The following is a 23,920-nucleotide window of genomic DNA, read 5'->3' as shown; positions in this document are numbered from 1 at the left end:
TGTGGACCGGCGTGCAAAAGGGACCCTGTTAGCGGGGTGATCGGCGTCTAAAAGGGACCCCTCATTCCGATGGTGTAGCGGGCTGCCTGGTTTTCCAGGTGGCGAGATCGGGATGTTGATAGTGGAGACAGTCGTTCGGATCCGGCGCGAGCACGCGAACGGTAAGGCTATCAAGGCGATTGCGCGGGATCTGCGGTTGTCGCGCAAGGTGGTGCGCAAGGCGATCCGTGCGCCGGAAGGCGCGTTCGATTACCACCGCACGGTACAGCCGTTGCCCCGGCTTGGGCCGTTCCAGGAGCGCCTCGATACGCTGCTGACGGAGAACGAGGCCCGGCACCGGCGTGACCGGCTGCGGATGACGCGGATCCATGATCTGCTGTGCCGTGAGGGGTTCGAGGGATCCTACGATGCGGTCCGGCGCTACGCACGACGCTGGGTCGAAGCCCGGCGCAAGGATGCGGGTGACGGCACCCCGGCCTTCATTCCGCTGCTGTTCCAGCCTGGCGAGGCCTACCAGTTCGACTGGAGCCACGAGGATGTGGAGATCGCCGGCAAGCCGATGCGCGTGAAGGTGGCCCATATGCGGCTTTGCGCGTCGCGGGCGATCTATGTCAGGGCCTATCCCCGCGAGACGCAGGAGATGGTGTTCGATGCCCATGCCCGGGGCTTCGCCTTCTTCGGCGGCGTTCCGCTGCGGGGGATCTATGACAACATGAAGACCGCCGTAGCCGCAGTCTTCGTGGGCAAGGAGCGGGTGTTCAACCGCCGGTTCCTGGTCATGGCCGACCATTACATGGTCGAGCCAACGGCGTGCTCGCCGGCGGCGGGATGGGAGAAGGGTCAGGTCGAGAATCAGGTCCAGACCATCCGGGGGCGCTTCTTCCAGCCCCGCCTGCGCTTTGCCAGCATCGAGGAACTCAACGGGTGGCTGGCAGCCGAGTGCCTGCGCTGGGCATCGTTGCATCCGCATCCCGAGCAGAAGGAGCTGACCGTGGCCGAGGCGCTGGATCTCGAGCGGCCAGCCCTGCAGCCGATGCTGTCGTCGTTCGACGGCTTCCACGAGACAGCCCATGCCGTGACCGGCACCTGCCTGATCAGCTTCGACCGCAACCGCTATTCCGTCATGGCCAAGGCCGCGCGGCGTGCCGTCCAGGTCCGTGCCTATGCCGATCGGATTGTCGTCCGCCTCGGCGATGAGGTTATCGCCGAGCATGCCCGGTACTTTGGCCGCGACCGGACGATCTACGATCCCTGGCATTATCTCCCCGTCCTCGCCAACAAGCCCGGCGCCTGGCGCAACGGCGCCCCCTTCCATGGCTGGAACCTGCCGCCGGCACTGACGCGGCTGCGCCGCAAGCTGGGGAGCGGTGACGAGGCCGACCGGCGCTTCGTGCGCGTCCTGGCCGCTGTACTGACCGATGGCCTGGAAGCGGTCGAGGCTGCGATCCGCGAGGCACTCGATGCCGGTGCCGCCAGCGACGAGGTGATCCTCAACATCCTGGCGCGATACCGCGAGCCAGCAACCGACCGGCCCCTCGACGTGGTCGTCGACCTCAAGCTCAGCCATCCGCCAGTAGCGGACTGTGCCCGCTACGACACGGTGCGAGGCCTCGATGCAGCGGCATGAGATGATCGAGGCGATGCGCGAGCTCGGCCTCAGGGGCATGGCCAGTGCGTTCGATGAAGCCGTCACCACGGGATTGCAGCGCAAGCGCACGACCCATGAGATCCTGACCGACCTGCTGCGGGCGGAAGCCGCGCATCGGCATGCCGCATCGATCCGCTACCGCATGACTGCAGCCAAGCTGCCGGTGGTCAAGGATCTCGATGCCTTCGTGTTCGAGAACACCCCGATCAACGAGGGCCTGGTCCGCTCCCTCCACGCCGGCTCCTTCCTGCCAGGGCGGCGCAATATCGTGCTCATCGGTGGCACCGGCACTGGCAAGACTCACCTCGCCACCGCGATCACCGCCAGCGTCGTCTGTGCCGGCGCCCGCGGGCGCTACTTCAACACGGTCGATCTTGTCACCCGGCTCGAGGAGGAAGCCCGCATCGGCAAGGCCGGTGCCATGGCCGCCCAGCGAACTGGGCTACCTGCCGTTCGCCAGATCAGGCGGACAGCTGCTGTTCCACCTGATCAGCAAGCTCTACGAGAAGACCTCGGTCATCATCACCACCAACCTGGCCTTCGGCGAATGGCCTACCGTCTTCGGCGATCCCAAGATGACCACCGCGCTGCTCGACCGCATCACGCATCATTGCGATATCGTCGAGACCGGCAACGACAGCTGGCGCTTCAAACACCGCAGCTGACCACCTCGAAAATCGCCTTCGCGCTGCTGCCGCAGCGCGAAACCTGCGCCCAGCATCAACCGATCCTCGCAGCACAAAGGGGGTCCCTTTTGCGCGCCGATAGGGGGTCCCGATTGGACGCCGATTGACAATCAGACTGTTTCCAACCGAGTATTGGAATCTACCTGATTACGCCGAAGCGGAATGTCGGCGGGCTTGACGAGGAATCGCTGCGCGTGGCTTGCGACCGCTCTTCGCCGGTTGGCAGGAAAAGGGCGGGGTGCGATACATTGCTGATCGAGGGCTATCGGCTATGCGGGGCTACATATATTTCATGTCGATACGGATTGCAGTGCGTCCATCCACCTGGAAGGCGACCTTTTTGTAGCTCGGCTTGCCCAGGTTCCAGACCGATATAGACGGGTTGTTGGACATCCCGCCGCCATCGGAAAAAATGTCGGTCTTTCCGTTGCCGTTGAGATCGTGCCTGACCGCGATCGCGTATCGACCCGGCGCATCCACCGGAATACAGAACCGCATGGTTCCTGCGGCTGCTTGGACATCGATCCGTTTTAGCCATCGCCCCTTTTTGAGCCAATCGGTTTTTGTGGCGCGGTAACTTTGGACACGCATGGTGCCTTGCGCCTGCTTGATCCCACGAACAGTTGCGAGCACCGCAGTACCATTGCCCGTACACCTTGCCATATCGTTGGGAATCTTCTCCCCTGCCGCGGCGGGCGAAGCGATAAGCAATGCGCCGCTTGCCACGGCCAGTGTCGAGCGAAAACTCACCCATTCTCTCCTTGCAAAATCACTGCGACGGTGGAGCACTCGCAGCCAGGGATTTGCGCACCGCTTCCTCGAATTGGCCGGCAGTAAGGTTTGTCGCCAACCCCGCTTTGGATACGAACAGCAGGTTGCGCGGAATTTTCACGTCTCCCGCCGTGGTCGCGAGCGTCGCCGAATTGTCGCCAACTTGCTTGACCGTGCCGAGCACCTTGCTCCCACCTGCGCTATGAACCTCGGCGCCCGCCTTGAGCGCGGAATTCAGCGCCGCAGCGTTTTCCTTGACCGATTGTTCGACCGACGCAAGGATTTCGGCCTTCGACGCGTTCAGGGCTGGACCCTTTTCGGTTTGAACCAATGCCTGGAGCGGCACGACGATGCCGTTGTTCCCGACGGCGACCGCGACCTTGTCACCCGCGATCTGAGCGACGGTACCGACTTGCTGGCCGGCATTGTCATACACTTTGGCGCCCGGGGCAATCGATGCGACGGGCTGCATCGAAGCCGACTGCTGGGCAAGCGCCGATGCGGCAGCTATCGGCACCGCTCCAAGGGCGCACAGCGTGGCGACAAAGCCAAAAGGCTTTTCCATAAATTTTCTCCTGATTTCCGGGTGCGCGCACAGTCGAGCCCCGCGCGTGATGTTTCAAAGTCGTTGTTGCCGAGTGGTGCATCAGGCAGGACGGGCCGTGCTGAACGGCGGGGGGCAGCACCGCCCAAAGCGCAAGCTGCTACGCCGGTGGCGCCGGGACCGGAATTTCAGCCGTTACGGTTGCCGCGTAATCGACCAGGTCGCCAAGGTTTCGTCGCGCGCCGGGTCTTCCATCCGGACGGTGTCGATCCGCGCGCCGATCAGGCATCGCGGCCGCTGCTCGCTGCCCCCTGGCTGGACGCAGCGAATGGGCGCGCCGCCCGCGATATTTTCGATGCGCCCAGTGACGCGCAGCCGGAACCCCTGCGAACCGTCGAAATCTTTGGTATCCACACGCTTCACAACGTCAAATGCCCGCCCGCTTCGCCAGCCATCGCGGTCCGCTTCGTCTCGGAAAATTTGGGCGATAGCCAATGACTGGCCGGGTAGCGTCACCGGATCGGCGCCCTGCACGGTGGCTTGATCGCCGCGCGGCTGGCATTTGTCGCCCGTTGACCATGGGCGAGCGATCCAGAACCCTTCGGCCGCATCGATTGCGGCCTGGTCGTCCAACCCCCAGTCGTCCGCCCGCCATGCCGTGGGCTTGAACGAAATGCGAAGAATTCCGTCGTCATCGCCTAGACTCCAACGCTCGGGAAGGTTGCTGTCGGCATCGGTCGGTCCCGCACAGCCGAATGGCAGAAGCAGCTCAAAGCGCTGGCCGGCGGCGTCGCCGACAGCGTCGGGAAGGCTCTTGCCCGACGCAAGAGCATCGGCCGCCTGCGCCGACAACGCGATCAGCTCGGCACGCCCCAACTTGGCCGGAGTCTCAGGTTCAGGAGCCGGCGTAGGCACCGGAACCACTATGGGGCCGGGCGTCGGCGGCGCGGGTGCCGTTTCGCGGCCAAGAAAAAATCCGCCGCCGCCGACGACAAGGATTGCGGCGAGTCCGCCGGCGATCGCGAGCCGACTATTCCTTACGCTCGGTTCCTGCATATCACCTTGATAGCAAATCCGGGCTTATCCTCCAGACCCCAAGCCAGATTTTATTATGCAAGACATTGACAGCGCGTCGATGCCGCCTGACGCAGAGGTATGACGGTGGACCAGATTCTGACCTTGCTCGTCCTCGCCGCGGTCGTCGCCGCGCTCATCTGGGACAAGGTCCGGGCCGATGTCGTTTCCTTGACCGGTGCGGCGGTGTTGCTGATGACCGGGGTCGTGCGTCCGGTCGAAGTGCAGAGCGCCTTTGCGAGCCCCGCGATCATCGCGCTCGCCTCGCTGTTCGTGATTGCCTATGCGCTCGAACTCAGCGGCCTGCTCGACCGCGCGATCACGCTGGCCGTGGCGATGTGTCGGCGCCTCGGCACGGCGGGGCTTTGGTTGCTGATCACGATGATCGGGTTGGTGTCGTGCTTTCTCAACTCGACGCCGATCGTCGTACTTGGGGCGCCGGTGATCCGCGACGTCGCCACCACGCTGGGCCTGTCGCCCAAGCGCTTTCTGATACCCTTGTCCTATGTCACGATCCTGACCGGTTGCTGCACGTTGATCGGAACATCGACCAATTTGTTGGTCGACGACATGGCGAGTGTCGCGGGACAGCCGCGTTTCGGCATCTTCGAAATCACTCCGGTCGGGATTCCGATGGCGATCGCCGGTGGAATCTATCTCTTTCTGGTCAGCAGCCGGTTGCTCGGCAGACGCCATGAAGCCGACGAGCGGGACGGCGCGCCAGCCGATATCGATCAGGCGCATATCGGCAGTGCGCAAATCGGGGATGCCGGTCTGTTCGCGGCCAAGCGCTCGCTCCAGCCGCTGAAGGCCGCAATTGCCTTGGCAACCTTTGTCGGCGCGGTGGCGCTTGCCACTTTGGGCGTGGCGCCGATCGCAGCCACGACGTTCGCGGGCGCCGTGTTGCTGATCCTGCTCCGCGTCATCACGGCAGATGAGGCGTATAGCGGCCTCAGACCGGAAATCCTGATTCTGATCGCGGGCATGGTGGTGATCGGCATCGCCATGGAGGAGAGCGGCCTTGCGGCAGAGGCATCCGATCTTTTGATTGCCAGCGTCGATGGTTTAAACCCGTTGGTCGCGCTGATCGTCCTTTATCTGCTGACGATGGTGCTCACGGAATTATTGTCCAATGCGACGGTGGCAGTGTTGGTCACGCCAGTTGCGGTTGCGCTGGCCGAAAGTCTGGCGGTGAGTCCGCGACCGTTCCTGGTCGCCGTGATGATGGCCGCCAGCGCTGCGTTCGCGACACCGTTCGGATATCAGACCAACGTCATCGTCTACCAGATGGGCGGCTACCGCTATATGGACTTCGTGCGCGTCGGTTTGCCGCTCAACTTGCTGACCTTCGTCGTTGCCATCGCCGCTATCAGCATATTCTTCCCATTTTGAACCGGCAAATGGCACAGGCGCGGTCGGTAACGTCAAATAGCGCGGCGGGCGGAAGGCGGTCGATCAATCGATGATCTCTTTCGCCGCTTTCCATCCAAGGACAAAGAAAATGATGGTCCCGATCAGTGCGATAACAAAAATGACCAAGGCAACATCGACCAAAGCTCCAGCGAGGCCGCCGAATCCAAGAACGGCGGCGATCAGAGCAATAATCGCCAGTGTGAAGGCCCATCCATACATCATAATCTCCCGTGGTTCTGGTACGCGACCGCACAAGCGCAAGACCGTTGCGCTCCAGTTGCCGTTTGTCCGAGGGTATGCATTGCCGACGCCGCGTTTCGCGCATCGTTCCCGGCGCGCCCGCACCCTGAACGGGGACTCCGCAACAACATGACCAGATGTTGGAAAGCCCGTTCGAGTTCCATCGCTTCGCTGATTGCCTTGGTGCTTGCGATGCTGTCGGTACCCGCTTTGGCACAAACCGACGCTGCAACCGTGCGTATCCCCGGCTGAGCCCTTGATTGGCTTCCGGTCGCCGACATCGCGCTTTTATCGCGCGGCCCATTTACTCGCAGATGTTCCTGGGGACATCTAAGGTCTCCAGACTGCGCGCGAAGCGAGCAGGTCGAAGCCGACCAAGGCGCTTGCTTCCATATCGTCGATCCGACCCGGCTTTGAGTCCGACGATGGCTTCGCCCGTGGATCGACGGCGGGATTTCCGGCAATATATGCAAGTATCGGTTACCGGCTCAGCGCCGCTATCGTCTCGCCAAGGGGACGACCAGCAGCCCCGCAAGCGCTACGACTGCGCATCCTGCACCGACTAGAAAGGTGGCCGCGGGTCCTGCCGCATCCCATGCGAGGCCCGCAATGACGCTTGCCGCCAGCAACGCAAGGCCGGTGATCAGGTTGAATATCCCATAAGCCGACCCGCGCAAATCGCTTGGCGAGCGGTCGGCAACGAGTTTGGCGAACAGCCCCTGCGTTGCCGCCATGTGGACGCCCCACAGGCCGACGCCGACGAATGCGCCCGCGACGCCCGGGAGCAAGGCGAGCGCAAGATCGGCGGCGATGAGCACAATCAGGCCCCAGACCAGCATCGTTCGCGCGCTAACCCGATCCGACAGGCTGCCGAGCGGGTAAGCCGCGAACATATATACAGCGTTCATTGCGACGAGGACGAGCGGCGTGAGCGCGAGCGGCAGCCCTTCGGCATTGGCTTTGAGAATGAGAAAAGCCTCGCTGAACCGCGCGAGTGTGAACACAGCGCCGATTGCGACAAGCGACCAGAAGGTCCGCGGAAGCTGGCGGAGATCGACAAGGCGCACCGGAATACGCGTAACGCCATCTTCCGGTGGACGCTGGACATCCTCGACGCCCACCAGCACCAACAGTACCGCAATCGCCGCCGGGATTACCGCCAGCCAGAATACTGTGCGCATGTCGTTTGCGAACGCGGCCATCGCAGCGATGGCGAGCAGCGGCCCGATAAATGCCCCGAGCGTATCGATCGACTGGCGCAGCCCGAACGCGCGCCCAAGGATTTCGCGCGGGGTCACATCGGCGACCAGCGCATCGCGCGGCGCGCCGCGCAGTCCCTTGCCGATGCGGTCCGCAAAGCGCGCGCCCATGATGACCGGCGCGGTTCCGGCCAGCGCGAACAGCGGCTTGGATAGGGCGCCGAGGCCGTAACCGATCAGGATGAGCGGCTTGCGTTTGCCCATGCGGTCCGAGAGATAGCCCGAGAATATCTTGGTGATCGAAGCCGTAGCTTCGGCAACACCGTCGATCAGCCCGACGACTGCCACGCTGACACCCAGCGTCGCCGTCAGGAACAGCGGCAGCAGTGCGTGGATAATCTCGGACGAAATATCCATGAACATGCTGACAAACCCCAGCGCCCAAACGGTGCGCGGTATTGGCGCCCGTCCGCTTGGCGGCGCATTCGCCATCAGTGCCGCGTGTAGCGTTGCAGGCTGATCCTCATTCCGATGCGGAACTCGTCGGCAGGATCGGTTTGCGTCACGATCGCCGCAGGACCGCTGACGCTGTTGTGAGCATATTCGAAGTGCAGGCTCGCGAGCCTGTCGGTGAAGGGCAGATTATAGTTGAACCCCGTGCGAACCGCGCTCTGCCGTGCGCGTTCAGGAATTGCATCCTGCCCCAAGCTGACAAAATCATATCGCAGGAACAGGTCGAAGTCGCCTGCGCTCCGCGCGTCGAACAGCGAGACTTGCCCCATAATATAGCCACCGAAAACGTCGCTTTTGCTGCCCGAGAAACGCGAGCGGATCAGTTCACCCTCTATCGTTGTCGGGTGTCCAGCGATCGGAAAGGTGTAGGCGGCGTCGGCTTCAAAAGTCAGTTTGCCGCCAGTCGCAGCAACTCCGCCGAGCGGCGCTTGCCCGATCGCCGTCCCGAGCGTGAAAGCACGGTTGGTTATATTGCCAGTGTAGTCGCTGGCGAAGCCCAGCGTCAGCTTGCGCCCCTGTTCGGCATCGTTGATGGGGGTCAGCAACAGCTTGCCCGCAACCGACCGCCCAATGCTGCTGCGCACATCGGCGGCGTTGAGCGACCCCCTGTTGTCACCGACGGAGAACTGAACGGTTGCCTTGGGCGACAGCGCCCGTTGCACCTGAAACCCCATTTGCGCGCCGAAGGCGTTGACCGAGCCATGCTCTTCCAGAACCAGAGAACGGTTGATCGTCGGCAGATTGCCCGACGGCAGATTGTCGTCGCGCGACAGGATATGGGTGTTATGCCCGACCAACAGCCGGAACTTGCCGGAATCGTCGGCATCCTGGAGCGACACGAACAGGTTCTCGAAATTGCGGCGGAACGGTCCGTTGCGGAAGAAGTCGCTGTTGGTGAGATCGACCTCATAGACCAGCGCGGGCCGCAGATGGGGCGCGATACGCGGCAAATCAAACTCTGCTCCCTGCCGCACCCGGCGCCAGCCGTCCTTGCCCTCGGGGTCGATCAGCCGCTCGGCATAGCCCCACGCGGTGATACGGAAATCGCCTGATTGGACGACGACGCCCGCATCGGGGTTGAACGAGAGGACCAGCGGCGCGTGGCTCGATGGAGCAGTTTGCGCGAGTGCGGGCGTTGCCGTCGCCGCGAACAGCGCCGCAGCCAGTGTAAGGAGCGTAACCCTCACCAGAAATACCGCCGCCAGCCGCGCACCTTGCCCGTCGCGCCCGTGCGCCGCGCTTGCAGCATTTTGACGTAGAGGATGACGCCGGTGACGCTCATGGTGATTAGGGCCAGTCCCCATGCCAGCCCGAGAAACTTTCCGCCGTCGCCCAATATCTCGCCGGTATGCAGGCGCATCACCCAATCTTCGCCATCGGGTTCGGACTTGATGACGGCGGCGGTTGCCGCGTTGACCGTCACCTTGACTGGCTCAGCTCCGTCCAGATGGAACACATAGGCTGGCACGGGAGCCTTGATAACCCAATCGACCGACGCGACGGGCCGGTCACCGAAGCGATCGAGGACTGCGGCGCGCGCCCTTTCCATCGTCGCTGCGGTGGCGGGCAAAGGCGCCGACAGCGACACGGGTGATGTGATTGCTGCCATCGCTTCGCGCGCGACTTCATCCTCGCCGAAGATCGCCTCGCCCTGCATCCAGATGCCGGTGATCGAAACCGACAGAAAGAAGATGATGCCAACGACGCTCAACCAGCGGTGTATTTTACGGTTTGTCATATTTGGCGCGCGTCCTAATGTAACAGTTGTTACGTCCTAAGGCCGGAAAATCGCAATGCAACACCTATTACATCATGGCTGATCGGTATTGGCTCCTGCTGCTGATGCAACTGCCCGCGAGTGCCTCGACCGCGCGGGTGGCCTTATGGCGCAAACTACGCGCGGCGGGAGCGACGAGCGTGGAGCATGGTGCATGGATGCTCCCGGTAACACCGGAGCATCGTGACTTGATGCAAAGCCTCGTCCTGACGGTGCAATCCCATGAAGGCAGCGCCACCTTGTTCGAGGCAACGGCGCTTGACGGCGATGATGCAATGGAGGCGCGTTTTTCGACCGATAGGGCGCGAGAGTATGAGGAGTTTACGACGCGAGCGCGGGGTCTGCTCGATGAAGTGTCCCGTGAAACCGCAGTGTCAAAATTCACTTATGCTGAACTCGAAGAGGTCGAGGACGATCTAAAAAAACTCGAAACATGGCTCAAGCGCATTACCGCCCGCGATTTCTATGCTGGCGAGAACCGGCAAAGCGCGCTGTATCTGATGGAGGAATGCAGGCGTTCTGTCGTCGCGTTTTCTGAGCGGGTGTTTGACGCGGAAGGTTTGAGCCGATAGTTGCTCGTGTCGCATTGAGAATCTGCTCTTCCGACGCTGTGGCGGCATGAAAGCAGCAGGCGAGAAGAGATTTCGCTCTCGACTCCAAAGTTTCAAGCGCCTTTCGGAGCAGCCCTTGCGAACAACAACGTCGAAAATCCGCAATTTTGACAATCCGGTGCGGGATTTCTCACGCAGCGGCGTCAACAGCCCAATGCCCAGCCCTCATGTTCCAGCAGTCCCAAATCTTGTCGAGGTGTTAGCGGTCGGCAGCCACGACCGATGGAGCTACCGCTTCGAGATGACCAAGCGATTCCGGATGTCATCGACCCTGTTGCTGTTCCTGCCGCTGGCGGCTTGCGCCCATTACGAACCGCGCCCCCTCGCCGCCGACCCGCTGCATGCATCGGTCTTGCAGGCCCCGCTGAACGAAATCGTGTCGCGCGATGCCGCGGCCATCGCACGGCCTTATCTGAAGCCGGTGTCGCTGGACCTGTCGGCGCCGCTCGATCCCAATGGGGTCGCGATTCTCGCCGTCATCGCCAATCCCGATCTCAAGGCACAGCGCGCCCGCGCCGGGGTGAGCGATGCGCAGGTCTTTGTCGCAGGGCTGCTTCCCGATCCCAGTTTCAGCTTCGGGGTCGATCATATTCTCTCAGGCCCCGACCCGCTCGACAATATCGCGGGCGCACTTGGCTTCAGCCTCAATGCGCTGCGCACCCAGAAGGTGCAGCGCGCGCAGGCCGTCGCCGAGGCGCGCCAGGTCCGCCTCGATCTGGCCTGGGCCGAGTGGCAGACCGCGTGCAATGCGCGGCTGCAAGCTGTACGCGTGCTGGCGCTCGAGCAGATACTCGCCAACAGCGCGACGAGCGCCGATGCCGGCGAGGCCCTGCTCGGTCGCTATCTGAAAGCGGCGGGACGCGGCGACATCTCCCCCGACCAGGTCCAGTCGTCGCGGATCGCCGCGCTCGATGCCCAGAGCAACTTTCGCAGCGCCCAAACGAATCTGGCAGCCGCGCGCTCCGAACTTTATCGGCTGCTCGGCCTGCCGCCGGGCTATCCGCTTCGATTGGCGCCCGCATCCCTCCCAGCTCCTGTTCCCGACGCCGATCGCCTCTTCGCTCTCGCGCTGGCGGACCGCGGCGATCTCGCAGCGCTGCGTGCCGGTTATGATGCGCAGGAGGCCGCGGTTCGCCGCGCGATCCTCGACCAGTTCCCGAACCTCGATCTCACGATCAATGGCGCGCGCGATACCGGGGGGAACAAGCTGATCGGTCCCACGATCGGTTTCACCCTGCCGCTATGGAACCGCAACCGCGGCGGCATCGCGGTCGCCGAAGCGACCCGCGAGGCATTGCGGCAGGAATATGATGCGCGGCTGTTCCAGACCCGCGCCGAGATTGCCGCTGCCGCATCGGGACTCGCGATCGCGCGGCAGCAATATGAACTGCTGAACGCCGGCATGCCGGCGCTCGGGGCTTTCGCGCTGGCAAGCCGCCGGGCAGCGCAGCGCGGCGATCTGGCGCTTGCGACCGCCGATGTCGCCGAGCAAAGTCTGCGCGACCGCCAGTTGCTGCTTCTCCAATCCGAACAGGCGATCGCCGAACAGACCATCGCGCTCGAACTGCTTGTCGGCGCCCCGCAGGAAGCCTGGACCCTATGATCAGCCGTAACCTCCTCGTCCTGCCGCTCGCTTATGGCTTTATGCTGAGCGGCTGCCAGTCCCCGGCCGATACCGCGGCGGCCGACCCGGTCGCGGCGATCGAGGTTGCCCCCGTGACCACCGGCAACATCGACGAGAAGGTCACGCTGTACGGTGCCGCCGAGGCGAATGGCGCGGGCAAATATACGCTGTCGGCCCCGATGGAGGCGCTGGTTCAGGCCGTCGATGCGCCCGTTGGAACCCAGGTGCGGCGCGGCCAGATATTGGTGCGCCTGAGCCCGAGCCCGACCGCGCGTCTCGATCTCGTCACGGCCTCGGCGAACGCCAACGCCGCCGACCTGGCGCACGCGCGGGCGCGGCGGCTGCGCGCCGACGGGCTGGTCAGCGACGCCGATGTCGAGACCGCGCGCGCCGCAAAGCAGACGGCCGACGCGGCCCGCGCGAGCCTTGCTACCCGCAACGGTGCGCTGGTGCTGCGCGCACCGGCGAGCGGCACGGTCGAAATCGTCGGCGCGAGCGCGGGCGAACTCGTTGCTCCGGGCACCACGATCGTCTCGCTCGTCAAGGCGGGCGATCTGCGCGCCCGCTTCGGTGTCGATCCGGCAATCGCCCGGCGCATTCCCCAAGGCAGTTCTGTCGAGATCACCGCCGCTGGCAGCAAGACGGCATTCAGCGTTCCTATCTTGTCGGTCGACAGCGTCGTCGATCCCATCACCAAGACGGCATCGGTCTATGTCCAGATTCCCGATGAAAGCGGGGTCGGTGCGGGCGAAAGCCTGACCGGTCGCGTGTTGCTCGGCAATATCGCCGGCGGCATGACCATACCTTATGCGGCACTGCTCGACGATGGCGGTCAGCCCTTCGTCTTCGTCATCGTTCAGAATATCGCCATGCGGCGCGATATCGTTGCCGGCCCGCGCACCGGTGACCGGATCAGCATTACGTCGGGGTTGAAACCGGGCGAGCGTGTGGCGACAGCCGGCGTCACCGCGCTCGAAGACGGCATGAAGGTCCGCATTCAGAGCGCCAAGAAGTGACCGACATCATCAGCAAACACGCGCGGTCGATCTGGCTTGCGGTGATCCTGCTCACGCTCGCGGGCGTGGTGTCGGCGACCCGTGTCCCGGTCGGCCTCTTTCCCAACATCGATTATCCGCGCGTCGTGGTGTCGGTCGATGCCGGCGACCGCGACGCAGCGCAGATGGAAGCCGAAATCACGCGCCCGGTCGAAATCGGGCTGCGCGCCGTGCCGGGCGTGACCGGGGTGCGCTCGGTCACGAGCCGAGGAAGCGCCGAGGTCGCGCTCAATTTCCAATGGGGCGACGATATGGTCGCCGCCGCCCAGTCGACGCAGGGCGCGCTCGCCACCTTGCTGCCGACGCTGCCACCCGGCACGAATTTCAATGTCCGGCGCTCGGATCCCACGATCTTTCCGGTGACGGGCTTCGCGCTAACATCGGACAGTTTGGCCCCGGAAGCGCTCCGTAGCCTTGCCGAGCTCAAGATCCTGCCGGCGCTGACCTCGGTCGAAGGCGTGGCCGGCGTCGATATATTGGGGAGCAGCCCGCGCGAGTTCGCGGTAGATGTCGATCCCTCGCGGCTGCAATCGCTCGGCATCAGCCTGAGCGATGTCGTCGCGACGCTCGGCAAGGCCAATATGGTGCGCGGCCTAGGCAAGATCGAGGATCGTCACCGCCTCTATCTTGTCCTGCTCGAGAACCGCGTTGCGGGCGCGAGCGATCTGGCGGCGGTCCCCGTCAAGGCGGCGGCGGGCGGCTCGGGAGTTGTCACGCTCGGGCAGATCGCGACGATCACGCCCTCGACGGCGCCTGCGTTCAGTCGCGTGACCTCGGACGGCAAGCAAGCGGTACTGGTCAACGTGCGCCAAGCGCTCAGGGGTGACACCGTCGCGATCGTGAAGGCGGTCGACGCTCGCCTCGCCGAACTCCATCTGCCTCCGTCGGTCAAGGTCACTACCTTCTATGACCAGTCCGAACTGGTCGTCGGTGCTGCCAATGCCGTGCGCGATGCGATCCTCATGGGCGCGGTGCTTGCCGGGATCGTCCTCTTCGTCTTCCTGCGTTCGGGGCGGCTGATGGTCATCACCGGGCTGATGCTGCCTGCGGTGCTCGCGGCCACCTGTCTGCTCCTGTTTGCGCTCGGCATGAGCTTCAACATGATGACGCTAGGCGGCATGGCCGCCGCCGTCGGACTGGTCGTCGACGATGCGGTCGTCATGCTCGAGCATATGATGCGGCGAATGCAGGAGCAGCGTCTGAGCGAACCTCAATCGCTCCTCGGTGCGGCCGCCGAGATGGGGATGCCTCTGCTCGGCTCGACGACCGCGACAATCGTCGTTTTCCTGCCGCTCGCTTTCATCAGCGGGGTGACCGGCGGCTTCTTCAAGGCGCTTGCAGTCACGATGGTCGCCGCCCTGCTCATCTCCTTGCTCTTCGCGCGCTTCGTCATTCCGCTCGTCGCCGCGCATTGGCTCCGCGAGAAGGATGCTCAGTCCGCCGACCGTGCCAATAGCATTCTCGATCCCCTGCTCACCCGTTACGGCCGCGCGAGCGGCCGCGCCCTTGGCCGACCTGTGCTCTTCTCGGTCGTCGTTGCGGCGCTGCTCGCGGTCAGCGGATATGTCGCATGGCGCAACGTACCCTCGGGCTTCATGCCGAAGATGGACGAAGGCGGTTTTGTCCTCGATTACAAGGCGCAGCCCGGCGCATCGCTCGAAGACACCGATGCGCTGCTGCGGCGCGTCGAGACGATCATCAGCGCGACACCGGAAGTGGCAAGCTACTCACGGCGAACCGGGGTCCAGCTCGGCGGCGGCCTCACCGAGGCCGACGAAGGCGACTATTTCATCCGGCTCAAAGGCGGCTCGCGGCGGAGCATCGAGGCGGTGATGACCAGCATGCGCGAAAAAATCGCGGCCGAAGTGCCGGGACTCCAGGTCGAGCTGATTCAGTTGATGGAGGATCTGATCGGCGATCTTACTGCTGTTCCCCAGCCGATCGAGGTGAAGCTGTTTGGCGACGACAAGGCGGCGCTCGAAGCGGCGGCGAAGACGATCGGCGCGCGGATCGGCAAGATATCGGGCGTCATCGAGGTGATCGACGGACTGCGCGTTGCCGGTGACGCGATCAGCATCGCCGTCGATCCCGGAGCGGCGGCACAATATGGTCTTGATCCCGACAGCATCGCCGCACAGCTCGAAACCGCGATCGGCGGCACCGCCGCGACACAAGTCCGGATCGGCGCCCAGCTGATCGACGTGCGCGTGCGCGCGCCAGAGGACCTGCGAAGCGACGTTGCGCGCATCGAGAACCTCCCGCTCATCTCACCGGGCGGAAGCAGCGTGCGTCTCGCGGCAGTCGCGACGGTATCGGTCCAGAGCGGTCAGAAGCAGCTCACGCGAGAAAATCTCGCGCCCTATATCGCGGTCACGGCGCGGCTGGAGGGGCGCGATCTCGGCTCGGCAATGACCGAGATCAAGAGCGCCGTCGCCGGGCTCAAGCTCCCGGCCTCGGTCCGCGTCGATTATGGCGGCCTATACGCTGAGCAGCAGAAGAGCTTTGCCGACCTGTCGCTAGTGTTCGGCGCCGCGCTGCTGCTCAGCGCGCTGCTGATTACCCTCTTGTTCGAGCGCGCTGGCTGGACCGTCGCCGCGATCGCAACGGTGCTGCTCACCGCGGCCGCTGTCATGATCGGACTATGGATCATGGGCATCGAACTCAATATCTCGGCGCTCATGGGCCTGACCATGGTCGTCGGCATGGTCGCCGAACTGGTGATCTTCTTTCTTGCCGAGATCGAGCGCGACAAGCCGGTCACTGCTGCGGCGCTGCTCGAGGCTGGGAAGAAGAGACTGCGGCCGATCCTGATGTCGGCGCTGATCGCGGTGCTGACCCTGGCGCCGCTTGCGCTCGGGATCAGTCGCGGCGCCGGCCTCCAGCAGCCCCTAGCAACGGCGATCATCTTCGGCCTGATCGCCGCGGTGCCGCTGGTGCTCTTTTTCCTCCCGGCGGTTTTGCTCGCGCTGGCGCCGCGCGAGCCGGTTCCGGCAAGCTGATGGACATGTTCGCTCGGTTCAGGTGATCGCGCGGCGTCGGGGCGTGCGCGGTACGAGGGCTTGCGTCAGGCGATAGGTCACGCGATAGCCGACATGGTCCGACAGCATCGTTCCGTCATGCTCGCGCCCGAACGGTACGGCCATCGCGATCGCTTGAATCGAGGCGCGATAACCGGCTGAAAAAAACTGCCAGTCGCGTCCCTTCTGGAAAACCGTTGCGGCGATGGCGGGGACGGCACGTCCACATGGCGCGTCCGACTTGAGGCAGTGCTGCAAGGCGTTGTCGATGGGGAGGCGCCGCTTCGTTGTCCATTTCGCCGCACTATGCGCGGTCAGGAACGAGCGTCGCTCGGCAGAACTGGCGTTGAAATCGCCAGCCAAGATGACGGGCAGGTCGGGATTGCGGTAGCGCGCGATGAAATCGTCGATCACCTCGACTTGCCGTCGATAGGCCAAGAGCGAACGCGACTGGCTGACGCCCGAGGATCTTTTGCTGTTCATATGGGTAGTCACGACCGTGACCGGCGTCGCGCTGCCTGGCACCTTGACCGTCACCATCAATATGCCTTTGTTGGCGAGACAGTCATAGCCCGCACAAGCGAAAGCAGGAAAAGCTTCCCGATGCACGGACAGGATGGGATAGTCTGACGCCAGGATCAATCCCGAGCCGACTTGCTTGCCCGATCGCTCGCCTTTGAAGAAGCTCGCGCCCTCAATGAAAGCTCGGTCGCTGGCGCGCGCCAGGATCGGGCTTTGCAGATCGCGAGACGGACCCTCGACGATATAGCGGTAGCCGCTGCGCCGAGCGATCGCTTTGGCAGGAGAGGTGAAGGCTTCCTGCAGAATGATCACATGCGGCTGTGCGTGCTGCGCGCGCATCGCGCGCAGCCGCGCCTCGATCCGCCTGAAGTCGGCCGTGCGATCGGAAGTGATCGGCCAGGGCAGGCCCTTCACATTATAGGCCATGACCGAAAGCGCGGTCGCTGCGGGATGCGTCGCAGGATGCCTCGTGTGCGCGGCGGCGGTATCCGGGGTGATCGCTCCGAGCAATAGCGGGGTCATTGCCACCCATCCGTGCAGCCGCACTAAATTCATGTCCATCCGGGTCATTCCTTCCGCGTCGAGAATTGCCGATTGACGCCGCGGTGCGCGGCGATCCGCACTTTGCACCGCCGGTGCGGAAATCTCTGTGTGACGACGTCAGTGCTTCCGGACGCCTGGCTGGCAGGCGTCCATCTTGCCGAGGGGACGTGCGATGACAGCGATTGCGACCCGAGCTGCGGCGATCGTCGCGGTGCTTTTTCCCTTTGCCTCGCTGGCGCAAGAGGCGTCGCCCAGCATTGCGGTGACCCATATGGCTCTCGGCGCTTCCGAACGGCAGGTCGGTCGGCCGCCGGCACCCATTCTGCCGGCGTCTCCACCGGCGCCCCTACCCGTGGATTTGAGCTTGCCGACTGTCGATACGGCAACACTCGGGCGCGTGAAGAGCCGCTCAGCCGCCACCGAGTGGACGGGCGGCGGCTTGAAGCTGACTGCGATGCGCGCTCGTTCGGGGCCCGCGACCGCTGCCGCACAAAGTTTCGAATATCGGCGGTTCGGCTTGATGGCGCTGGGTCTGAGCGCGGCGCAGCAGATATCGGAGCGCGACACGCTTACGCTGGGGGCGGCTTATGCGGTCGAGCGTCGGCGCCCGGGCTTCATCGTCGCGCGGCGCCGAAATTATCGCACCGACGAACGCGCTGTCGCGCTTCACTGGATCCGTGACGACCGTTTCGACCTCGGCGCGACCCTGTTCGACACCGGCCCGGCAAAGCGTCGCAGCCCGGTCGAGCGTATCGCCGAACTCGCCGGCGGCGCGCCCCGCTCGGTGCGAGGTTGGGGGCTGACTGCAAGCGTGCATCCGGCCGGCGATTCTCACCGGCTGTCGATCGGGATCGATTTTCGACAGCAGCAGGACCGCGATCTTCAGCGCCCGGATGCGCGGCTCCAGATTTTCCTGAGGCAGAAATTCTGACATGACCAAAGCTCGTCATATCGCAATCATTCTTCACGACTTCTCGACCGGCGGAAGCGAACGCATTGCCATTCGCTTGGCGAACCGCTGGGCGGAGATGGGACGCCGGGTCACGATCATCTGCGGCACCGAGAAGGGCGCGGCCCGCGCGATGGTCGGGGCCGGGGTCGCGGTCAGGCCCTGTTCGCCCGAGACGATGCGTAGCCCCTGGTCGCGGGCACAACTTGGCTGGCGCATGGCACGGCTCGTTCGCGCCGAAGCCCCGGACATCATCTTCTCACCCGGCAATTTCCACCTCATCATTCTCGCCTTTCTCGCCCGCCAACGCTTCACGAAGCGGCCGGTCTTCGTGAGCAAACTCAGCAATCCGATTCGCCGGGCTGGATTCCGGCGCCTTGTGCGCGGGCTCGCCGACGCTGCGATCCGGCTCGCGGCAGCGCCGACGGACGTGCTGGTGGCAATGTCGCCCTCGCTGCTCGCGGAAGCGCGATCTGTGTTTCCTCGCCACGCGCTTGCCGAAATTGCCGAGCCAATTCTTGAAGATCAGATGGTGACGCCGCACAGTCGGGCAGGCCATGAGCCCGCCCCGCTCATTCTTTGTGCCGCGCGCCTGGCACCGCAAAAGGATCTGCTGACGGCCATCCGCGCCTTTGCCGAGCTGCCTCCGGCCCTGAAAGCGCGGCTGCTCATTCTCGGCGAGGGTCCTTTGCGCGGCCGGTTGGAGCGCGAAGCGCGGCTGTTGGGTGTGGCCTCGCGTGTCCAGATGCCCGGCCATGTCCCCGACATCGCACCCTATCTGGCGAAGGCCGATCTCTATTTGATGAGCTCGCACTATGAAGGCTATCCGGCGGTTCTCGTCGAGGCCATCGCAGCGGGCGTGCCAATCGTTACGACCGATTGCTCGCTTGCATTGCCCGAAATATTTCGCTCGCCCGAGCTGGGGGCGGTTGTCCGCCAGCGTCGACCGGAAGCCATTGCCGCAGCGATCGCCTCGCGGCTGCGCCGATCGCCTCCGTCCCCCCAGGCGGCGCGTGAGGTGACCGATCGGCATAGGTTGGGGGCGTCGGCCGCGGACTATCTGGCGCTTTTCGACCGGCTAGCCGTATGACCGGGCCGCGCCGTCTACTTGCGTCAATTCATGATGTCGCACCAGTCCATGCAACACGCCTCGACCGGCTGGTGCCGCTCGTCGAGGAAGCAGTGGGGCCGGGGCGTTATGCGCTTCTTGTCGTTCCCGACTTCCACCGGCGGGGCTTGCTGACAGCCGATCCGTATTTCGGGCGCCGCGTGCGCGCCTGGTCGGACGCTGGGTGCGAGATATTCCTGCACGGCTTCACCCATCTCGACGAAAGTCGGCATGTTGGCGTCACGGCGCGGTGGAAGGCGAAGCGCATGACGGCAGGCGAAGGCGAGTTTCTGGGGCTATCGACCCGTGATGCCGAAACGAGGATCGCCGAGGGGCGCGACATGATCGAGCAACTCACCGGACGGCCGATCGCGGGATTTGTCGCGCCCGCATGGCTTTACGGCGAGGACAGTATTGCTGCACTCGCGGCACAGAACATCAGGATGATCGAGGATCATTTCCGCGTCTGGAACCCGCAGAACTCGGCCGTTCTCGCACGGGGGCCGGTGGTAACTTATGCCAGCCGTTCGGCCACGCGCATAGCGAGCTCGATCCTCTGGTCTCGTTTTGCGACAATATTGCTGGCGCGGGCGCGGATCGTCCGTTTTGCCGTCCATCCGCACGATATCGATTCACCGCGCCTGGTTCGCGAAATTGCCCGGGCGCTTGGCGCCTTCGCGCGTTCGCATCGGCCGTCAGCCTACCGCGATCTGTAGCCGCGCTGATTTTCCGGATCTCGGATGCGGATTCGGTCAGCGCTCGGCGTCACTCCCCCAGGAACCGCTGCCAAAAGGTGATTGATGGCCTCTCGAGCATTGCGTGCAACTCCGGGCATATGGGCCGAGCGCCTCCGCCCGCTGCTTCGGGAGCAACGTCCGTGGCAGAAATTCTTTTCACTGGGTCTGTCGCTCGCGTTGCTGGGGGCACTCGGTTCTAAACTGGCGAGTATCGGTTTCACCGAACTTCTCCGCGGCGTCCCGGTCTCGCCAATCTTCTGGATTGCTTTTGCTAGTTATTACCTGGCCCTGCCGGCCTCCGAATGGCTGATCTTTCGACGATTGTGGAACATTCCGCCCGCCGGTTTTGCCGCCCTGCTGCGCAAGCTTGTCAGCAACGAAATTCTCTTCGGCTACAGCGGAGAAGCTTATTTCTATGGCTGGGCGCGGCGCCATGCGCAGATGGCGGCGGCGCCCTTCGGCGCCATCAAGGATGTCAGCATCCTGTCGGCGGTCGCCGGCAATCTCATGACCCTCGCGATGTTGGCGCTCGCGTGGCCGGTCATTGGCGGGATCGCGCCCGAATTCCATGGTCGAACCGTCGCGTTGTCCGCCGCCGTGATCATTGGGCTGTCGCTTGCCCTTCTCGCGTTCCGGCACCGTATCTTTTCGCTTCCCCGCGCCGAGCTGCGCATGATTTTTGGTGTGCATATCAGCCGCCTGCTGCTGACGACGTTCCTGTCGGGCCTCATGTGGCACAGCGCATTGCCCGCGGTGTCGATGGGCTGGCTGCTCATCCTCGCGACGCTGCAATTGCTCGTGACCCGCCTGCCATTCGTGCCGAACAAGGATATTGTCTTCGCCAGCGTCGCATTGTTCCTGATTGGTCATGATGGGGCAATCGGGTCGCTGATCGCCATGATTGCCGGTCTGATCTTGCTCGTGCACCTGCTTCTCGGCACAATTTTGACGCTCGCCGAGCTTGCGACGGCGCATCGCTCATGAAGGCCGCGATAGCCCCCGTCGCGCTGTTGTTCATTGGGGCTGCGCCCGTTGCACCCAACCCGTCGCTGGGCAAGGCCGAAGCCGCGTGCCGGCCGAATGAAGCCGGCCCGTCGTTGCTCGTCGGCATAACCGGCCTCAAGGATCGCAAGGGCCTGCTGCGCGCCGAACTTTATCCCGACAACGACAGCGATTTTCTCGCCGACGATGCCGTCTTGATCAACGCGCACAAAATATTCCGCAGGGTGGACCAGGACATCCCCACATCGGGTCAGGTGACCCTATGCCTGCGCGTGCCCGGCCCCGGTCGCTACAGCCTGTCGGTCCTGCATGATCGCAACCGCAATCTCAAATGGGACAAATTGTCCGACGGTCTTGGCTTCGGCGGCAATCCAAGGCTGGGCTGGTCAAAGCCTAAGGCCGCTTCGGCTTTGGTGCTCGTGGGAGCGGGGCCGACGCGCACCGAAGTCGTCATGAACTATCTAAGCGGACTCAAATACCGGCCGCTGGAGCGCAAATGAAGATCGTCGATGTCTGTGCCTTTTACACGCCGCACGGTGGCGGTGTGAAAACCTATATCGACCGCAAACTCGCGATCGGTGCAGCCCTGGGCCACGAAATCATTGTCATCGCGCCTGGCTCGCACGATCATGTCGAGCTGCGGAGCGGTGGTGGCCGGATTGTCTATGTCGCGAGCCCGCAGTTGATCGTCGATCGGCGTTACCGCTATTTCGACGACCCGTCGGCCGTTCACGCCCGGCTCGACACCGAGCGCCCCGATCTCGTCGAAGCCTCCTCTCCCTGGCGCACCGCCAATATCGTTGCCAACTGGCAAGGAAGCGCGCCGCGCTCGCTGATCATGCACGCCGATCCTATGGCGGCCTATGCCTATCGCTGGTTTGGCCGCTTTGGCAGCCGTGAAGCGATCGACAAGAGCTTCGACCTCTTCTGGCGCCATTTGCGCCGGCTCGGCGATCGTTTCGACTGCGTCGTCAGCGCCAATCGCCACCTCTCGTCGCGGCTGCAAGCGGGCGGAGTTGCCGGTGTGACGACGATTCCGATGGGAGTCGATCCCGGCCTCTTCTCGCCGGCGCATCGCGACGCCGGTCTTCGCTGCGACCTGCTCGCACGCTGCGCTCTTCCCGAGCGTGCGAGCCTGCTAATTGGCGTCGGCCGCCACAGCGCCGAAAAGCGCTGGCCGCTGGTCATCGATGCCTGCCTTGCGGCATCGCAGCATCGCCCGATCGGTCTCGCCCTCGTCGGCGACGGCCGCGATCGAGGGCGGATCGTGCGCCATATTGGGAATAATCCGCATGTTCATCTGCTTGCGCCCATCGCCGATCGCCTCCTGCTCGCGAAGCTCATGGCCAGTGCGGACGCCCTGATTCATGGGTGCGAGGCCGAGACTTTCGGTCTGGTGGCGGCTGAGGCGGCTGCGTCGGGATTGCCGCTGATCGTGCCCGATGCGGGCGGCGCTTCCGACTTCGTAGCCCTTGATAATGGCGAATTATATGCGGCAGGCGATGCGGGCGCCGCTGCCCGGGCAATCGGGCGGCTCCTGTCTCGCGACCGGACAAGGCTGATCGCCGCCGCCGCCCGGCGCGCTGCCGATGCCCCACTGATCGACGATCATTTCGGCGCGCTCTTCGACCTTTATGGCGATCTGGCGACGCCGCTGCGCTCGGCCGCCTGATGCCTACGATCGATCTCTATATTGCGCGGCGTATGGCGCGACCCTTCCTTGCCACCGGTGCGATCGTCATATTGCTGCTGAGCCTCGAAAATAGTCGGCGGTTGATGGACTTGCTCGACAATGTCGAACGGCCCGTCCCGGTTCTGATCAAGCTCATGGTCTATCTCGTTCCTGAGTATCTTGGCATCGGCCTCCTGATCTCGGTGTTCGTGGCCGTTGCTCTTGCCTTCCGCGGCTTCGCGATCAACGGCGAACTGGATATATTCGCGTCCATTGGTCTCTCGCCAGCTCGGTTGCTCCGGGTGCCGTTGCTCTTCGGGCTAGCGATTGCCTTGTTGCACGCCGGGCTGCGCGCCTATGTCGAACCGGCTGGGGAGCAGCGGCTCGATGCGCTAGGCGCCTCGATCGCGATCGGCGACCTCGGGCTGTCGGTTGCACCTGGCGAGTTTCTGAGTCCACGCGCCGAGACGGTTTTCCACGTCGACGCCGTCGATCGGCGGACGGGCAAATTTCGCGGTCTTTTCCTGCGCAATCACAATTTGACCGTCGCCGCGCGCGACGGCCGGGTCATCAACGGCGGACGCGGCGGCGTTCTGCTCCGTCTTGCCGATGGCCATGTCATTGCCAGCAAACCAGGCGGGCGTCTTGAGGTCGCCTCCTTCAAGACGATGGCGATGCCGGTCCAGCTGCTTGCGCCGAAGCCCGTCCGCGGGACTGCGCGCCACCGCAATGACCGGCTCATGCTGGGCGATCTGATAAACGTCGCGGCCGATGGCAGGACTTTGGGCGAACGCAGGGCAGCCCGCGCCGCAATCGGCGGTCGCTTCGTCACGGCGGCCTTCATTGTCCTGATCCCTTTTTACGGCTTTGCGCTCGGCATTCCGCCGAAGCGATCGACGTCGGCGCTCGGGCTGGGATGCGGGGTTCTGCTCATCGTCGGATTTGTCCAAGGGATCGTTGCGATCGAAGATAGCGCGCTGGCGCTGGCGCCGCTGATCCAACTCCTGATCCTGCTCGGATTTGCCATGGCGGCGTTTATATTGTTTCGCTTTCAACGCACCCAAGGTCCGGGAGCGATCGAAGCCGCGCTCGTGTCGGCGAGTCGTTCCGCACGCTATATTTCGCGCTGGACGTGGCTTGACCGCTTGATGATGCGTTTTCCGTCCGAGCGCGCGCAGATGTCTGCAACCGGCCGATGACGTCCGACGGTCCTCG

Annotated in this window: 20 protein-coding genes and 2 pseudogenes; 14 read left to right on the top strand and 8 right to left on the bottom strand. The window is 63.9% G+C overall.

Annotated features, from left to right (window positions below; genetic code table 11):
* The first annotated feature begins 112 nt into the window (after positions 1–112).
* Positions 113–1,627 carry an IS21 family transposase gene (gene istA / locus ABS88_RS02085; protein WP_286748921.1) on the top strand — a complete coding sequence of 505 codons (1,515 nt, stop codon included), beginning with the start codon at positions 113–115 and terminating at the stop codon, positions 1,625–1,627.
* Positions 1,614–2,313: pseudogene (gene istB, locus ABS88_RS02080) on the top strand (IS21-like element helper ATPase IstB). The gene istA and the pseudogene istB overlap by 14 nt, the downstream one beginning before the upstream one ends.
* A 300-nt stretch (positions 2,314–2,613) precedes the next feature.
* On the opposite strand, the gene ABS88_RS02075 reads toward istB, so the two are convergent.
* The 3 genes from ABS88_RS02075 to ABS88_RS02065 all read right to left on the bottom strand — a co-directional run bounded on the left by ABS88_RS02075 (position 2,614) and on the right by ABS88_RS02065 (position 4,705).
* A complete protein-coding gene (locus ABS88_RS02075) occupies positions 2,614–3,084 on the bottom strand; it encodes a DUF2141 domain-containing protein (RefSeq protein WP_286748919.1) in 471 nt (156 codons plus the stop codon).
* 19 nt (positions 3,085–3,103) lie between these two features.
* The gene (locus tag ABS88_RS02070) at positions 3,104–3,670 is read right to left on the bottom strand and encodes a hypothetical protein (protein ID WP_286748917.1); all 567 of its coding nucleotides are present in this window, start codon (positions 3,668–3,670) and stop codon (positions 3,104–3,106) included.
* A 174-nt stretch (positions 3,671–3,844) separates the two neighbouring features.
* Entirely contained in the window at positions 3,845–4,705 is an 861-nt protein-coding gene (locus ABS88_RS02065) for a hypothetical protein (RefSeq protein ID WP_286748915.1), read from the bottom strand.
* A gap of 99 nt (positions 4,706–4,804) precedes the next feature.
* On the opposite strand from ABS88_RS02065, the gene ABS88_RS02060 reads away from it, so the two are divergent.
* Entirely contained in the window at positions 4,805–6,115 is a 1,311-nt protein-coding gene (locus tag ABS88_RS02060; protein ID WP_286748913.1) for an SLC13 family permease, read from the top strand.
* Positions 6,116–6,178: 63 nt separating this feature from the next.
* Here the strand turns inward: ABS88_RS02060 and ABS88_RS02055 are convergent, their stop codons facing one another.
* The 4 genes and pseudogenes from ABS88_RS02055 to ABS88_RS02045 all read right to left on the bottom strand — a co-directional run.
* The gene (locus tag ABS88_RS02055) at positions 6,179–6,358 is read right to left on the bottom strand and encodes a DUF1328 domain-containing protein (RefSeq protein WP_492740783.1); all 180 of its coding nucleotides are present in this window, start codon (positions 6,356–6,358) and stop codon (positions 6,179–6,181) included.
* A 515-nt stretch (positions 6,359–6,873) separates the two neighbouring features.
* Complete coding sequence (locus tag ABS88_RS02050) at positions 6,874–8,067, bottom strand: MFS transporter (protein ID WP_286748911.1); 1,194 nt, start codon at positions 8,065–8,067, stop codon at positions 6,874–6,876.
* The gene (locus ABS88_RS25115; protein WP_502686131.1) at positions 8,067–9,392 is read right to left on the bottom strand and encodes a hypothetical protein; all 1,326 of its coding nucleotides are present in this window, start codon (positions 9,390–9,392) and stop codon (positions 8,067–8,069) included. The genes ABS88_RS02050 and ABS88_RS25115 overlap by 1 nt, the downstream gene beginning before the upstream one ends.
* A 5-nt stretch (positions 9,393–9,397) precedes the next feature.
* Positions 9,398–9,826: pseudogene (locus ABS88_RS02045) on the bottom strand (PepSY domain-containing protein); the annotation flags it as partial.
* A gap of 74 nt (positions 9,827–9,900) precedes the next feature.
* On the opposite strand from ABS88_RS02045, the gene ABS88_RS02040 reads away from it, so the two are divergent.
* The 4 genes from ABS88_RS02040 (at position 9,901) to ABS88_RS02025 (ending at position 16,154) form a co-directional block, all read left to right on the top strand.
* On the top strand, positions 9,901–10,437 hold the full coding sequence (locus tag ABS88_RS02040) for a Chromate resistance protein ChrB (RefSeq protein ID WP_286748908.1): 537 nt from the start codon (positions 9,901–9,903) through the stop codon (positions 10,435–10,437).
* Positions 10,438–10,717: 280 nt separating this feature from the next.
* Entirely contained in the window at positions 10,718–12,079 is a 1,362-nt protein-coding gene (locus ABS88_RS02035; RefSeq protein WP_286748906.1) for a TolC family protein, read from the top strand.
* Positions 12,076–13,116: an efflux RND transporter periplasmic adaptor subunit gene (locus ABS88_RS02030; protein ID WP_286748904.1), complete on the top strand. Its 1,041-nt coding sequence runs from the start codon at positions 12,076–12,078 to the stop codon at positions 13,114–13,116. Before ABS88_RS02035 ends, ABS88_RS02030 begins: the two co-directional genes overlap by 4 nt.
* Positions 13,113–16,154, top strand: coding sequence for an efflux RND transporter permease subunit (locus tag ABS88_RS02025; protein WP_286748902.1), 3,042 nt, complete (start codon positions 13,113–13,115; stop codon positions 16,152–16,154). Before ABS88_RS02030 ends, ABS88_RS02025 begins: the two co-directional genes overlap by 4 nt.
* 18 nt (positions 16,155–16,172) lie before the next feature.
* On the opposite strand, the gene ABS88_RS02020 is transcribed toward ABS88_RS02025, so the two are convergent.
* A complete protein-coding gene (locus tag ABS88_RS02020) occupies positions 16,173–17,264 on the bottom strand; it encodes an endonuclease/exonuclease/phosphatase family protein (protein ID WP_286748901.1) in 1,092 nt (363 codons plus the stop codon).
* 244 nt (positions 17,265–17,508) lie between these two features.
* On the opposite strand from ABS88_RS02020, the gene ABS88_RS02015 reads away from it, so the two are divergent.
* The 7 genes from ABS88_RS02015 (at position 17,509) to ABS88_RS01985 (ending at position 23,904) form a co-directional block, all read left to right on the top strand.
* Positions 17,509–18,168, top strand: a complete 660-nt coding sequence (locus ABS88_RS02015; protein ID WP_286748900.1) for a TonB-dependent receptor — start codon at positions 17,509–17,511, stop codon at positions 18,166–18,168.
* A 1-nt stretch (position 18,169) separates the two neighbouring features.
* Complete coding sequence (locus ABS88_RS02010; protein ID WP_286748899.1) at positions 18,170–19,276, top strand: glycosyltransferase; 1,107 nt, start codon at positions 18,170–18,172, stop codon at positions 19,274–19,276.
* A complete protein-coding gene (locus tag ABS88_RS02005) occupies positions 19,273–20,010 on the top strand; it encodes a polysaccharide deacetylase family protein (RefSeq protein WP_286748898.1) in 738 nt (245 codons plus the stop codon). Before ABS88_RS02010 ends, ABS88_RS02005 begins: the two co-directional genes overlap by 4 nt.
* Positions 20,011–20,094: 84 nt before the next feature.
* Positions 20,095–21,015 carry a hypothetical protein gene (locus ABS88_RS02000; RefSeq protein ID WP_286748897.1) on the top strand — a complete coding sequence of 307 codons (921 nt, stop codon included), beginning with the start codon at positions 20,095–20,097 and terminating at the stop codon, positions 21,013–21,015.
* Positions 21,012–21,533 carry a DUF2141 domain-containing protein gene (locus tag ABS88_RS01995; protein WP_286748896.1) on the top strand — a complete coding sequence of 174 codons (522 nt, stop codon included), beginning with the start codon at positions 21,012–21,014 and terminating at the stop codon, positions 21,531–21,533. The genes ABS88_RS02000 and ABS88_RS01995 overlap by 4 nt, the downstream gene beginning before the upstream one ends.
* On the top strand, positions 21,530–22,705 hold the full coding sequence (locus ABS88_RS01990; RefSeq protein ID WP_286748895.1) for a glycosyltransferase: 1,176 nt from the start codon (positions 21,530–21,532) through the stop codon (positions 22,703–22,705). Before ABS88_RS01995 ends, ABS88_RS01990 begins: the two co-directional genes overlap by 4 nt.
* Complete coding sequence (locus ABS88_RS01985; RefSeq protein ID WP_286748893.1) at positions 22,705–23,904, top strand: LptF/LptG family permease; 1,200 nt, start codon at positions 22,705–22,707, stop codon at positions 23,902–23,904. Before ABS88_RS01990 ends, ABS88_RS01985 begins: the two co-directional genes overlap by 1 nt.
* Positions 23,905–23,920 lie beyond the last annotated feature (16 nt).

The sequence above is a fragment of the Sphingopyxis sp. SCN 67-31 genome (assembly GCF_001725095.1).
This window is presented reverse-complemented; position numbering and strand designations above follow the sequence as displayed.